Annotated in this window: 12 protein-coding genes, 1 pseudogene and 1 riboswitch; of the genes and pseudogenes, 5 read left to right on the forward strand and 8 right to left on the reverse strand. The window is 52.4% G+C overall.

Annotated elements, in window-relative coordinates:
- Window positions 1-16 precede the first annotated feature (16 nt).
- From ACZ481_RS19920 to ACZ481_RS19935, 4 genes are read right to left on the reverse strand one after another with little or no spacing between them, the layout of a single operon-like run.
- Window positions 17-199: a 4Fe-4S binding protein gene (locus tag ACZ481_RS19920; protein ID WP_464767084.1), complete on the reverse strand. Its 183-nt coding sequence runs from the start codon at window positions 197-199 to the stop codon at window positions 17-19.
- A gap of 41 nt (window positions 200-240) precedes the next feature.
- A complete protein-coding gene (locus ACZ481_RS19925; protein ID WP_464767085.1) occupies window positions 241-1,617 on the reverse strand; it encodes an FAD-binding oxidoreductase in 1,377 nt (458 codons plus the stop codon).
- Between the two features lie 12 nt (window positions 1,618-1,629).
- Window positions 1,630-2,898, reverse strand: a complete 1,269-nt coding sequence (locus tag ACZ481_RS19930) for a (Fe-S)-binding protein (RefSeq protein WP_464767086.1) — start codon at window positions 2,896-2,898, stop codon at window positions 1,630-1,632.
- Window positions 2,899-4,062 carry an FAD-binding oxidoreductase gene (locus ACZ481_RS19935; protein ID WP_464767087.1) on the reverse strand — a complete coding sequence of 388 codons (1,164 nt, stop codon included), beginning with the start codon at window positions 4,060-4,062 and terminating at the stop codon, window positions 2,899-2,901.
- Between the two features lie 279 nt (window positions 4,063-4,341).
- On the opposite strand from ACZ481_RS19935, the gene ACZ481_RS19940 reads away from it, so the two are divergent.
- The 3 genes from ACZ481_RS19940 (at window position 4,342) to ACZ481_RS19950 (ending at window position 6,346) form a co-directional block, all read left to right on the forward strand.
- On the forward strand, window positions 4,342-5,061 hold the full coding sequence (locus tag ACZ481_RS19940; protein WP_464767088.1) for a thiamine diphosphokinase: 720 nt from the start codon (window positions 4,342-4,344) through the stop codon (window positions 5,059-5,061).
- 70 nt (window positions 5,062-5,131) lie between these two features.
- A riboswitch (TPP riboswitch) is annotated at window positions 5,132-5,235 on the forward strand.
- A gap of 63 nt (window positions 5,236-5,298) precedes the next feature.
- Window positions 5,299-5,961 carry an energy-coupled thiamine transporter ThiT gene (gene thiT, locus ACZ481_RS19945; protein ID WP_464767089.1) on the forward strand — a complete coding sequence of 221 codons (663 nt, stop codon included), beginning with the start codon at window positions 5,299-5,301 and terminating at the stop codon, window positions 5,959-5,961.
- A gap of 235 nt (window positions 5,962-6,196) precedes the next feature.
- A complete protein-coding gene (locus tag ACZ481_RS19950) occupies window positions 6,197-6,346 on the forward strand; it encodes a small acid-soluble spore protein P (RefSeq protein ID WP_464767090.1) in 150 nt (49 codons plus the stop codon).
- A 108-nt stretch (window positions 6,347-6,454) separates the two neighbouring features.
- Here ACZ481_RS19950 and ACZ481_RS19955 read toward each other — a convergent pair.
- The 3 genes and pseudogenes from ACZ481_RS19955 to ACZ481_RS19965 all read right to left on the reverse strand — a co-directional run.
- A pseudogene (locus tag ACZ481_RS19955) lies at window positions 6,455-6,745 on the reverse strand (ECF transporter S component); the annotation flags it as partial.
- Between the two features lie 18 nt (window positions 6,746-6,763).
- Window positions 6,764-8,251, reverse strand: a complete 1,488-nt coding sequence (locus ACZ481_RS19960) for a cbb3-type cytochrome c oxidase subunit I (RefSeq protein ID WP_464767091.1) — start codon at window positions 8,249-8,251, stop codon at window positions 6,764-6,766.
- A 12-nt stretch (window positions 8,252-8,263) separates the two neighbouring features.
- A complete protein-coding gene (locus ACZ481_RS19965) occupies window positions 8,264-8,692 on the reverse strand; it encodes a c-type cytochrome (RefSeq protein ID WP_464767092.1) in 429 nt (142 codons plus the stop codon).
- A gap of 385 nt (window positions 8,693-9,077) precedes the next feature.
- On the opposite strand from ACZ481_RS19965, the gene ACZ481_RS19970 reads away from it, so the two are divergent.
- Window positions 9,078-10,496 (forward strand): FMN-binding glutamate synthase family protein, encoded by a 1,419-nt coding sequence (locus tag ACZ481_RS19970; protein ID WP_464767093.1) that lies wholly within the window; start codon window positions 9,078-9,080, stop codon window positions 10,494-10,496.
- A 48-nt stretch (window positions 10,497-10,544) separates the two neighbouring features.
- Entirely contained in the window at window positions 10,545-11,945 is a 1,401-nt protein-coding gene (locus tag ACZ481_RS19975; RefSeq protein ID WP_464767094.1) for an FMN-binding glutamate synthase family protein, read from the forward strand.
- A gap of 101 nt (window positions 11,946-12,046) precedes the next feature.
- On the opposite strand, the gene fliB is transcribed toward ACZ481_RS19975, so the two are convergent.
- Entirely contained in the window at window positions 12,047-13,156 is a 1,110-nt protein-coding gene (gene fliB / locus ACZ481_RS19980; protein ID WP_464767095.1) for a flagellin lysine-N-methylase, read from the reverse strand.
- Between the last annotated feature and the right edge of the window lie 102 nt (window positions 13,157-13,258).

Raw genomic sequence — 13,258 nt, forward strand, 5'->3', positions numbered from 1 at the left:
TCCGTTCATTATCCTGTTAATCTGCGGTCACATAAATAGCATAGTCAGGGCATCTGAGTTCACACTGCCCGCAAGCCACACAAGCCTCAGCCCCGGCAACCTCGATCTTTCCCAGTGCGTCGAGCTGCAGCACCTTTTTCGGACAAAACTCAACACAAATCCCACAGCCCTTACAATAACGGGATACCGTTTTCAGCATTTTTCTTCCTCCCCCTCATCAATGTTACAACTATTTTATCGTTACGCATTAAAGAGCTTGCCGGGGTTAAACAGGCCTTGCTCATCGAGGACCTGTTTCAGCTTTTGCCCGGCGGCAAAGCCGGTTTCCCCTGTCTCCCATTTGAGAAACGGTGCTTTCATATAGCCAATACCGTGTTCGCCTGACAACGTGCCGCCCAGAGCCAGGGCCGCCTGGAATAATTCCGCTACCGCCTGCTCCACCCGTTCCATTTCTTCGCGGTCATGCTTATTGCTCAATATATTGGGATGCAGGTTGCCATCACCGGCATGACCGAAAATAACCATCTTTAAGTCATACTTGCGGGCGATCTCGCGCAGGCGGCGGACCATGGCCGGGATCTCGCTGCGCGGCACAGTGGCGTCTTCGGAGATTTTAGTCGGATTGAGCTTGCCGCAGGCCGGGGAAATGGCGCGGCGCGCACGCCACAGTTTATCAATATCAGCCGGGGTGGAGGCTGCCTGGATCTCAGTGGCGCCGCACTGTTTGCACACCTTCATGACATGCCCGGCCTGTCTGGCAATAGCTGCCGCACTGCCATCCACTTCAATCAGGAGAATGGCCTCGGCCTGGACGGGCAGACCCACCTGCAGGTAATCCTCGACGGCGCGGATCGTCAGGTTATCCATAATCTCCAGTGTGGTCGGGATGGTGCCGGAGGCAATCATTTCGCTGACAGTGCGGGCGGCGTCATCAAGGCTGTTAAAAATAGCGAGCAGGGTTTGTTTCGCGCTGGGTTTGTCGACAAGTTTTATATATGCCTTGGTCACAAGCCCCAGTGTGCCTTCGGAGCCGACAAGGAGCATGGTCCAGTCCGGACCGGCCATCTCGCCGTCAAACCGGTTGCCCAGCTCAACGACACGGCCGTCAGGCAAGACAACCTCCAGCCCCAGCACATAGTCGCGGGTGATGCCGTATTTAACGCCTCTGGGGCCACCGGCGCATTCGGCAATATTGCCGCCCATGGTTGAGGTCTTGGCACTGGCCGGGTCAGGCGGGTAGAAAAGGCCGGCCTGATTTACAGCCGCAACAAAATCCTCGGTAATTACCCCGGCTTCGACCACAGCCACCCGGTTGGCCTTATCAATCTCAATAATCCGGTTAAGGCGGGTAAGCACAAGGCAAATGCCGCCCTTTACCGGCACCGAGCCGCCGGATAAGCCGGTGGCCGCGCCTCTGGCCGTTACGGGGATATTGTGTCTGCCGGCCAGTTTAACAACAGCAGCGATTTCCGCCACACTGCCGGGCTTAACCACCACCTCAGGCGGAAAATCGCGGAAGGTAGCGTCAAAAGAATAACAGAGCCTGTCTTCCAACTGGTCCATAACATATTGAGGACCAACCAGTCTTTTTAATTCAGCGATAATTTGCTGTTCCATTTCTCCACCTCCTTAGTCCAGGCCGTAAGCCCTGGCAATAATCTCAGCCGTATGCAGCACCTGCATGGGGCTGCCTTTTTGCCCCAGTCCGTCGGTAATATGCATCCGGCAGGCTGAGCAGCCTGTTGCCAAAATATTGGCTCCGGTCTTTTCCGCGTTAGCCAGTTTCCAGTCATTAATGGTCCGGGCTACGTCATAGTAAGCCATGCTGAAAGTGCCGCCGGCGCCGCAGCATTTGGCGGCATCCTGCATTTCTGCGTATTCCACGCCGGGAATAACCTTTAATAACTGCCGCGGTTCTTTGGCAACGCCCATGCCTCGCACCAGGTGGCAGGGGTCATGGTAGGTAATTTTCGCCCGTACTGTCCGCAGCTCGTTTTTGAGCCCCAGGGCCGCCACAAACTGGGTAATGTCCTGTACTTTTCCGGCAATTGCCTCCCAGGACTTTTTTACGGCCGGATCGGCGATAATAGCGCCGTATTCATGCTGTAAGGCCGACCCGCACGAAGCACAGCCGGTAATGATGGCATCGTAATTGCCGGCTGCCAGCAGCTTGACATTTTCTTCAGCCAGATGCCGCCCTACCTGATAGTCGCCGGAAGTAAACGCCGGAGTTCCACAGCAGCTTTGCCTGGCCGGAATGACGACCTCGGCCTTGTGGTCTTTAAGAATCTTAACAATGGCTTCACCGGCTGCCGGATAGACATAATTCAGCATACAGCCGGTATAAAACGCCACTCTCGCTTGCGGCGCCGTTACCCTGCTGGTTTCCGGCAGCCGGGTTCTTAGCGGCGAGACGGCTAGCGGCGGAATGATCCGGCGCTGACTAAGCCCGGCGCCAGGCACCGGGATACGGGCTAATTTCCCCCTGCCGCCTGGGGCATCTTTAAAGACAAGCCCCTGAAAAGCAGCCCCCATTTTGAGCCCCAGATCAAACAGCCGGCGGTAGGTCAGGCCGGTGAACGCCAGCTTTTTAGCCAGAGGCAGTCCATTGTTGGCAGCCAGGACCTGCCTGGCGCTTAAAAACAACTCATCGGTCCTTACGCCGGAGGGACAGCCGCTGACGCAGGCTTTGCACAATAAGCACCTGGACATGCGGGCCTGCAGCGCAGGGGTCAGCGCTAATTTTCCCTCACTAACCGCTTCCAGCAATTTGACTTTGCCTCTGGCTGTGGTGTTTTCATTGTCGGCGGCTTGAAAAACCGGGCAAACAGACCGGCAGGTACCACAGCGAATGCATTTGACCAGTTGTTTTTGCCATTCTCCGTAATGGTTCGCCATTTATTTCCCCCCTTGCAGCGTCAGGCGATTCAGGATAAGATGCGGGTCAAAAGCCAGCTTGGCTCGCTGCTCAAGCTCGGCCAGAGCACCGCCGCCGGGACCTCCGGCCAGCCGCTCATACTTGCCGGCCGCAATGCCGCCCGCCTGCTTAACAGCCGCCTGCAGCTCGGCAATAAAAGCAGCGTCCGCTTCCGGCCCGGGGCAAGCAATATTGAGTTTGCCCTCCGCCACCTGGCCAAACAGGCCGGCTTGAACGCCACAACGCCTGGCCGCTTCATAACAGGCGCCAATGAATTCGGCCTGACGGGTAAAGGCCAGCTTATATTCATCAGTCAGGACGTACCTGCCGGCCTGATGATAGAGACCGTTCCAGGTAACTGCTGTCTGGCCGCGCCCTTCATAAGCCTCCCGGACCGTCCCGCCCTGCTTTTTAATAAGCGCCGCCGCACTTTTGCTTTGCTCATCGGTTTCTTCCCGCAAGCCGTCAAACTCCAGCATAACCAGCTGACCTTGCCGGTTGTTTGGGAAAAAATCCTGCACCCTGTCATCCACCCACAACAAATAGGCCGGTACCAACCGGCTTTCTCTCAGGTCTTTGACAAAGGCCAACATGGCTTCCAGGCTGGAAAAAGTGACGGCCACCCCTTTGCGCGTCTCCGGCACAGGCAATAATTTCAGCAGAAATTGGGCGGTAATGCCATAATCGGTGTAGGGCGCGTTAAAAAAACGGGTAAAGTCATAACCGGTAACATTCTTGACAGTTTTACCGCCTGTTTTCAATACCTCGCCTGTCGGCAGAACAACCTCCGAGCCCATCAGGAAATGCTTGGCGCTCCCGTATTTCAGGCTGGATAGGTTAGAACAGCCTTCATAAAACAGCTGCCCGACCGTTTTGTGATGATAAAACGGGGTGTCGGCCGGGATAAAACGCAGGCCTTGCGCGCCTAACCGCTCGGCCAGCAGCCCGAGTGTAACGCCGGCCTCGACAGTGGCGACAAGGTTAGCCGTATCAATTTCAATGATTTTATCCAATTTTGCCAAATCGATGGTTACGCCTGCAGACTTTCCCGGCCGGTAGTTATATAGCAGACTGCCAGTATCAGCCGCTGTCCGCACTAGATGCTGCAACTCCTCGCTTGACCGGGGGAACACGGATTGGCTCACGGAAAGACCTCCTTCAGAATATTCTAATATAATAGTAGCGGCTTGTTGCTCCGCGCAACATACAATTACGACCAAACGCAGGAATTGGCTGACGAACCCGCCAAATCAGTCCCCAAACACGAAAACATGGGGATAGAAAACATGGGGACAGGTTATGTGTTTCATCCCCAAGCAGCCCCCGGCCTGGTTTATTGACAGCTCTAATTAAAGGCGAAAAGGATAATAAGGACGCGAGGGTGAAGTAAAGATTTAAAGTATTCGAATGGGACAGGTGTAAACATGGGACATACTGTAAAGCTGCCGCAGGCAGAGCTTATATTTGGCAAACCGCTGCCGGCGGCAACGCTGTTGCTGGCGGCCGGCGGCAGACCGCCGGCCGCAGAATGGTTTCTGCAGCTGGCACCCCAGGCCCCTCTGTGGTGTATCGACAGCGGCATCCATATCAGCCGCCAGGCCGGTATAACCCCGGCCCGGATCATTGGCGACGGCGACAGCGCCAGCCCCGAGGCGTGGGCCTGGGGCAAGAGCCTGGGCGTGCCGGTCGAGGCCTATCCCGCCGACAAGGATCATACCGATTTTCAGCTGGCTTTGCTTAGAGCCCGGGCTATGTACGGTCCGGCCACTGCCGTTGTCACCGGTGTCTGGGGTGGGCGGTTTGACCATACTTTTAGCAATATTCAGTCGTTAGCCGGCTGGGAAGCACTTGGCGGCAAAGGGATTGCCGCCGATGAGTCGGAAGTCATGTTGTTTATAGCAGGCCAGGATACCGTGCGGATAAAAGCGGAGGCCAAGCCTGCCGTCGTCTCCCTGCTTTCCCTGTCCGACTGCTGCCTGGGGGTTTCCATTGACGGCGTGCGCTGGCCTTTGCAGAAAACCGAGCTGCGGCGGGACCGGCCCTACGCCATCAGCAACCGGCCGCTGGCCGCCTGTCAGGAAGTAACGGTAGCGGTGGCTGCAGGCTTGCTGGGGGTTTATCTGCAATGGCCCCATGATAAATAAGAACAAAACTTGCAAAACTTATAAAATACTTGCCGGTTAAACCAAACAGTGCTATAGTGGAATAAAATACCAAATATGCTAGGGGTGCCTGCGGGCTGAGAGATGAAAGCAGATTTCATTAACCCTTAACCTGACCTGGATAATGCCAGCGTAGGGAAGCGACTTGACGTACAGCAAAAGCCGCAGGCCTGCCAGGGCCTGCGGCTTGTATTTATTTTCGAATGGAGGAGAAAAGATATGAACGGCAATCTGCTGGACAACCTGGCAACGATTGCAGCCAGCCCGACCGTACTGTTGACGCTGGGAGGAGTTATTCTGCTGGTCGCAGCGCTGCTGCGCATGAAGAAGATAACATGTAACGCCAGGCTGATGTCCCATATCGGGCTCGCGCTTGCTCTGGCTGCCATTCTGCACGCCTTTAAGCTATACCATATGCCGCAGGGGGGCAGCGTAACTCCCGGCAGCATGATTCCCATACTGCTGATGGCGTTTTTTTACGGCCCCGAGGTTGGGTATCTCACCGGTTTTTTATATGGTATGATTAATTTGATCCAGGACCCCTTTATCCTGCACCCGGTACAGATGTTGTTTGATTATCCGCTGCCCTTTATGGCTTTGGGGCTGGCAGGCTATTTCAAGGGCCGGTACCTGACGGGGGCTGCTGTCGGCATTATGGGACGGTTTATCTTCCATTATCTTTCCGGCATCGTGTTTTTTGCCAGCTATGCGCCGCCGACGGTCTCGCCCTATCTGTATTCCTTCCTGTTTAATGCCAGCTACCTGAGTATTGAATTTATTGTTTGCGTAATTATCATGCGCCTGCTGCCGATTGAACGGATTGAAATGACCATTAAACGGCAGGCATTGGTTGGCGACCATGTTAAAGAAACGAAAGTATAACCCTGATTCCTGGATGAAATTTATACTGTCCCGCCATTGGCGGGACAATGTTTATTACGACGCGGGGACAGGCTACTAGGCTACTGTTTTGCTTGTGGCAAAACAGCACAATTAACCGCAGGTTTTCCACGCATAAAACCAGGTAAGCCGCGCAAGTTATATAGTAAGGTATAAGCACCGGCTAATCGCCGGACTGATATTAATATCCAGCAACTACCGGAGGGAGGAAGAATATATGACGAAACCGGAAGCTTACCCTGTGGATCAGCCCCATCCGCCTAAACGCAGCAAAAATCAGGATAGCGATATGCCGGAACCACTTTCCGGCTCCAAGAAGGTTAAAAATCATAACCACACCGGCCAGCGCCACGGCGAAGGCTCCTAATTCCTTGTCTAACACGCATACGAATAGCCGGCGCACTAACAGCCATTACGGCCAAAAAAGATGCCCTACAGTTCCTGAACTGTAGGACATCTTTTTTGAATAGCTGCTTTACTTGCGGCTTCCTGCCCAGAACCAAACAGCCGCATATTTTCTCGACTTGACCACAACCGGCAGTACAATAACCGCCGCCACGCCGCTCTGAACGAGGTTGCCGGGAATGGATGCCATCGGCACCAGCCAGCTGCCGTAAATAATCCCTGCGGCGCCATAATAAGCAACCACTTTCATGCAACAAGCCGCCGCCAGGATCAGGACATAGGCCGTCAACGTCCGGTTGGTTTCGCAGATGGCGCCGACCGTATATCCCATGAGACCGACAATGGCCAGCGTAAAGGGAGCCCATAAAAACCATGCCCCTTAAGGTTTTGGTTTAAGATACTCATCCAATACCATTTTCGTTTTCCTTAATGCCTGTTCCAGTTTATTCGCCGTAACCACTACTTGTTGAAAGCCGGTGTGAAGATCTTTTAGCGCCATACATTGCTGCTCTTCCAACAGCTTCAGCGAAGGAAAACAGAGCGAAAAACTGCTCCAGGCTTTGTTTATAACTACATAGGTGAGCAGCGAGCTGCCCGCGGCATATACCAGCCCGCCTGCCAGCCGCAGCAGCAGCCAGGGAAAAAGCCCCTGGTTGGTTTGACCAACAGTTAAGCCCAGAACATACCAGAAATGCGACTGAAGGCCGCCGGCAACAAGCAGGGCGACTGACATAATCAATAAACCGCCATTGAGCAGCAGGAGTCCGATCCAGCTAAACAAATAATTTTTTGTGTCAAGTGCGACCTCTGAGAAAAAGATGTAATAGCTCAGGGCCAGCACCAGAAAACCAAAGACGCCAAACACCGCAAGATGGGAGTGGGCGGAGGTTATGTACGTTCCGTGAATATATTTGTTAACAGCCGGAATAGCCATAAAAAAGCCCAGCAGACCGGCTCCAAAAATATGATAAAACATACTGCACGCCAGCATGGCTGTAACCATTTTCTCCCGTTGTCCAAATTGGTAAAAATACTGGACTTTTACCGTCCTCATAATAGAATAAAGCAGTAATAACACCGGCACGATCTGGATTGTGCTAAAGGCGCCGCCGACCCAAATCCAGTAGGCTGGTCCGCCGGTCCAGTAATAATGATGGCCGGTAGCCAGAACACCGGTTACCACCATAACTATCATATCCAAATAAAGTACATTTTCAATGACCCGGCGCTGCATTCCCGGCAGTGTCACCACAACGGCCCCCAGCACGCCGGTGCCGATAAGTTCCAGGCTCATCTCCTCCCACAGATGAACGACCCAGAACTTTAAGAATTCTTCTGCGACCGGATGCGAATAACGCAGGATGTTGGGAATAAAAAAAACGATCAGGGTAAAACTCCCCGCTAACATACTAACCAGCGTGGCCCGGCTTTTTGGTACCTTTGCTGCCATATATGTCCGGATAAGATTATAAAACAGGATGCTGATAGAGATCGCAATCCCCACTTTGAGAGGCGGCAGCGCTTCGAGATATTCAATGCCTGCATTGAACCCAAGGATAAGTGAGCCAAGTATTGTTACTATCGTGACTAACAACAGCCAAAAATTTGCTTCGATTAGTCTTACACTATAGATTTCCCTGCCGGCTTCACTGCAAAAAAAATAGTAGATGATCCCGGTTATGCCAAACAGCGGCCACATAATACTGATATTGAGATGAAAGGCTCTGCCGGCAGTAAATGGAAGCGGCATGGGCACATCGGGAAACACGGTTTCCAAGGCACCGGCCAGCGCGATGATCCCCTGCAGGCCAAAAAATAAAAAAGTGATCAAAGCGTACTTATAACACAGTTTTTGGGAGATTAGCATTATAAGCTCCTTTTACCTTATGTCTTCCGGGTGCTGCCCCGAATGACCGCGGTTATTGGCATCAAGGGGCCAGCCAAGGGTATCAATGGTACTAAGGAATTTAAGATAGGCGGCAATGGCCTCAGCCTCTTGCTCGGTAACCTGGGCATGACGCTTGTGTTTGGCTCCGGTTAATATCGGCGGGTGTACCAGATAGTCCTTAAGTACCGCTTCTCCCCTTTTTTGACAGACCTTCGTAAGGTCGCCCCCTACATAGCCGCCGTTGCCAAAAACAGTATGGCATTCGACGCAGGCTCGCTTCTGAAAGGCGGTTTTCCCCGGTATCGCGTCCGGCGGAACCGGCCGGGCCGAGGAAGCATTAAGGATGGAATGATAGACAAGCAAGGTAAAGAGGCTTATGGTAGCTAACAAAAGACTAATAAAGACATACAATTTGGCCACGGCAACTCCCCCTCTTGCCTATTATTGCCGTATTCAACACAAAGTAGCAGTCTTTACAGCAAGCCGGTCATTGCCGGCCCCATAACCACCCCCTGGTTTAAAGCGGCGCGAAATGTTGAATACTACTGGTAGTCCACCACGCCTAAACCTGCGGTGTTCTTAGCGCGGTATTTCCCGTCCGGCTTCGTTGTCGTCACCTTGCAGATGCCCGCTATGCGCGGCCGCGCAAGTAATAAGAGGCCTGTCACCTACCGGCCTCGTTACGGCAGAACTTACTGAATCAGTTAGCGTCCTTCGCCTTGCCGGGCGAAAAACTTCGCGCAATTCAGCCTATAGCTCAGACTTGGCGGACTAGTAAGCAAAAATCCAGGCAGGGAAAAACATTATGCCAATTATTATCAGTAATTCCCAATTATTGCTGTTGCTGCTGCTGTCACTGCTTTTGGCAGCGGCAGCAGCCGTCTTGCTGGCTAAACCAATTGTGCGCTGTATCATAAACCGGGTCTCGGACGCTGCTTTATCCAAGCTGCTGTCCACTGATTATGAGCGAAACCTGGCCGAGCTGTACCCATCACTGCAGCGGTTTTCCGTGCTAAATTTAATTGAGACAAGCTTACGGGCCGAAACCGGCAAAGGTATAGCCAGGCCGCTAGGCTCACCCAAGCATTTTCCCGGTTATGACCACCTGATGTTTACCCCCCGGCAAATGACGGCCTTCGCCCTGCCCCCAAGTGCGCCCATTGACATGAACGTAACCATCGGCCCGCAAGCGGCAAAACCGCTGACTATAAAAATCCCGCTTATGATTGCGGGTATGGCCTACGGTTTGGCCCTCAGCGAGGAAGCGAAACTGGCTTTGGCCAGAGCCTCGAAAGTGCTGCAAACAGCGACAAATTCCGGCGAAGGCCCGTTTTTGCCGGCAGAACCGGTGGTAGCCGGCAAATTTATTTTACAAATTTGCCGTTGGTCCTGGGGCGGGCGAACAGACCAGGAAATCGCCGCCGCCGATATGCTGGAGGTTCAAATGGGCCAGGGGGCTGATATTGGCACATCCCGCATTGATGCGGTGGAAATCGAGGGCAGGGCGCGCCGACTCGGCGGCTTGGCTGCCGGCGAACCGGCTATTGCCCTGCCTGCCCCGCCCGGAATTCAAACCCCTGCCGATTGGCCTGCGTTTATGAATAAATTGCGCCAAAGAGCCAAGGGTATTCCCATAGCCCTCAAACTTATGGCCACTGACCGGATTGAGGAAGATTTAGCGGTTGCCGTCAGCCTGGGCTTTGATGCGGTCGTGATTGACGGGTCCGGCGGCGGAACGCACGCAACAGCGCCCATTAAGCAGGATGATTTTGGCTTGCCTAACATCTATGCCCTGGTGCGGGCCAAGCGGTATTTGGCGAATAGCGGGATTAGTTTAGTGGCAGCAGGCGGCTTTTCTACGCCAGGCCAGTGCCTGAAAGCGTTGGCCCTGGGGGCGGATGCCATCTACCTGGGTACCGTTCCCCTGTTAGCCCTCGCCCATAATCAAACCATCAAAGCCTCGCCCTGGGAACCTCCCACCACCCTTGTGTATTATAATTCACCGGCGAAAAGCCAGCTTAATATCGGTCAGGCCGCGACCAGTGTGGCTAATATACTGAACTCAATGGTGCTGGAGATGGAGGAGACTATACAGGCCTTAGGCAAGTCTTCTTTACAAGAACTTGGCCCTGATGACCTCGTTGCACTGGATTCCCTGACTGCGACGCTTACGGGTGTGAAACTGCATTCTGATTCAGCCGGACCCGCCGGCCCCCTGGTGTAACCAACAGGAAATATTGAAACAATAATACAAAATCCTTAGGATGGCAAAATGCACATAATCATAACTGACTTCCAGTGGTGGCTGCCGCTCTTATTAGTGGCTGTTGTGCTGACAGCGTTAAGCTTGTCAGCCAAACCTATTTTGCGTTATTTTATTAATCGGGTCAGTGACGACTCCTTAGCAAAACTACTTACCGAGGATTATGATCAGAATCTGGCCGAGCTATATACGTCAATGAAACGGTTATCTGCTTTAAACTTGTTAGAGATGAGCCTACGGGCCGAAACCGGCAAGGTTATAAACCGCCCCCTGGGCTCTCCCAGGCATTTTTTGGGCTATGATAACCTCATGTTCACGCCCCGCCAGATGACCAGATTAGCCCTGCCGGAAGGGGCCAGAATAGATATGACCGTAACCCTCGGACCAACGGCGGAGAAACCGCTGCATATAAAAATCCCCCTGCTGATCGGCGGTATGGCCTATGGCACAGCTCTCAGCGAGGAGGCAAAGTTAGCTTTGGCGCAAGCCGCAAAAACCCTGCAAACGGCTGCCAATTCCGGCGAGGGGCCTTTTCTGCCGGAGGAACCGCAGGCAGCAGGCAAATTTATTTTACAAATTTGCCGCTGGCCATGGGGAGGAAGGACTGACGGCGAAATTGCCGTCGCTGATATGCTGGAGGTACAAATGGGCCAAGGCGGTAACGTAGGGACATCCCGCATCGAAGCCAAGGAGATTGAGGGCAGAGCCCGCCTCCTGGCAGGCGTGGGCCCCAATGAATCCGTACCTGCTCTCCCAGGTCCGCCAGGGTTGCAAAAACCGGAAGATTGGCCGTTGTTTATGAAAACATTACGGCAAAGAGCCAACGGCATTCCTCTAGCCCTAAAAATCATGGCCACCGCTAACCTTGAGCAGGATTTAGCCGTCGCCGTCCAGTTAGGGTTTGATGTCATTGCGCTTGACGGGGCCGAAGGCGGGTCTCACGGCTCGGCGCCGACCAAACAAGATGATTTAGGATTACCGAGTTTATGCGCATTAGTCCGGGCCAAGCGGTTTTTAAAAAATACCGGGATCAGTTTAATCATATCCGGCGGCTACTTTACGCCAGGCCAGTGCCTCAAAGCGCTGGCCCTGGGAGCAGACGCCGTCTATCTCGGCACCATTCCCCTGTTTGCCCTGGTGCATAACCAAATCACGAAAGTCGCCCCCTGGGGGCCTCCCACCGCGCTGGTGTATTATAGTTCCGCCGCTAAAACACAGCTTGATGTCGCCCAGGCCGCGACCAGTGTGGCCAACATACTGACATCCATGGTCCTGGAAATGGAGGAGGCCATGCGAGCCTTGGGCAAAAGCTCTCTCCAAGAGCTGGATGCCGGCGACCTTGTTGCCTTAGACGTACTCACGGCCGAGATTGCAGGCGTGAAACAGGCCTTACCCCAGCCTCCCCCCTGAAGCAATCGCCTGTCTGAAACACGGGGACAGGTGATTTGTTTTTATTCTTCGCCGCTCGTTTTTCGGGCAATTGTTTTCGCCAAAACCCCAGCTGGTAAAGGCTACAATACTTCGCCTAGCCTTACGGCCATTTTTGTGGACGTATAAATGCCATGCTGTTTAATCATAGCAGTTATTTTCTGCGAAAACCAGTGAATATGGCCAAAGAAAGCCGTGTCTACGCTTTGAATGGCTAACATTATTATTTCTTCATCCAGGGTACGCCGATAGAACGCGGCATAGCCTGCCATAAATAACTGAATCGAAGACAATAGCATCATCAGCATAATATAACCAAAGGCCGACCCATTAAAAAAATATATGTTGGTAGTCATAAAATTAACGGCATAGTTCTCCAATACATATGTATAGTGGTTATAGTCCCTGACAATAAATTTTTCCTTGACGGCTTGGAAGTCCGCCAGGGAAAAAGCCTGTTCATCGATAATGGAGCGAATTATCCTGAGGTTAGCGAGGTATTGTTCGGTATAATCATTATCTGTTTCCTGGGTTCTACTGATAATCATTGCGTGCAGGCTTCCTAACGCAGCCTTCAGGTCCGGTTCAGGGAAAATTACAGTTTCCCTGTATTCACTCATCTGCAGGGACTTTTCACCTAAAATAAGCAACCGTTTTTGAAATGACAGATGTCTGTTCTGCAAACCGTTTATAGCCTGCGGTAAAAACTCAAAGTATTGTTTTATACGCTCTATATCGTATTCATCAGTAGAGGAAAGCTCGTAATGATAAAAATTGGGCTGTATCAACCCCTCAGGCATTCCCGGGCTGAAACTGATTTTATTTTGATTGATGATTGTTTTTATTGCTTCCCGGCAAACAAAAATCAGCGAAATTTCTATTCCCCGTGTACTTAAGCCGATGATGCGCGGAAAGGTCTTACAGGCATCAGGCAAATACTCGTAACCATACTTGGCATGTATATCGCATAGATGATTCTTATTTAAAAAGGAACAATGATTGCCGGTGCATTTCAACCTTCTCACCTGATTTGGGCTTACAGCAATATTGCTTTTGATTTCGTCAATGCCCGCGCTGGTTATTTTTTCAAAAGTAGCCTCATCCACCTCAAGGTATGAATCCCATTCTTTATTTCTATAACAGCAGTAGCCACAGGCCCGGCACCTGAAGGCGCCAACATGCGATCCAATCATAGTTCCTCCTCTTTTATCCACCCAATATAGGCAACTCTCTATTGGCATTATATTATATTTGCGACAAAAGATATATGAATTGTAAAAGCATATACAAGCCGC

This window comes from Sporomusa intestinalis (assembly GCF_055383785.1).

Bases quoted from the DNA above. Each gene is read 5' to 3' on its own strand.
- fliB (WP_464767095.1), bottom strand. From the start codon at position 13,156: ATGATTGGATCGCATGTTGGCGCCTTCAGGTGCCGGGCCTGTGGCTAC.
- ACZ481_RS19940 (WP_464767088.1), top strand. From the start codon at position 4,342: ATGGGACATACTGTAAAGCTGCCGCAGGCAGAGCTTATATTTGGCAAA.
- ACZ481_RS19970 (WP_464767093.1), top strand. From the start codon at position 9,078: ATGCCAATTATTATCAGTAATTCCCAATTATTGCTGTTGCTGCTGCTG.
- ACZ481_RS19925 (WP_464767085.1), bottom strand. From the start codon at position 1,617: ATGGAACAGCAAATTATCGCTGAATTAAAAAGACTGGTTGGTCCTCAA.
- ACZ481_RS19960 (WP_464767091.1), bottom strand. From the start codon at position 8,251: ATGCTAATCTCCCAAAAACTGTGTTATAAGTACGCTTTGATCACTTTT.
- ACZ481_RS19950 (WP_464767090.1), top strand. From the start codon at position 6,197: ATGACGAAACCGGAAGCTTACCCTGTGGATCAGCCCCATCCGCCTAAA.
- ACZ481_RS19930 (WP_464767086.1), bottom strand. From the start codon at position 2,898: ATGGCGAACCATTACGGAGAATGGCAAAAACAACTGGTCAAATGCATT.
- thiT (WP_464767089.1), top strand. From the start codon at position 5,299: ATGAACGGCAATCTGCTGGACAACCTGGCAACGATTGCAGCCAGCCCG.
- ACZ481_RS19975 (WP_464767094.1), top strand. From the start codon at position 10,545: ATGCACATAATCATAACTGACTTCCAGTGGTGGCTGCCGCTCTTATTA.
- ACZ481_RS19920 (WP_464767084.1), bottom strand. From the start codon at position 199: ATGCTGAAAACGGTATCCCGTTATTGTAAGGGCTGTGGGATTTGTGTT.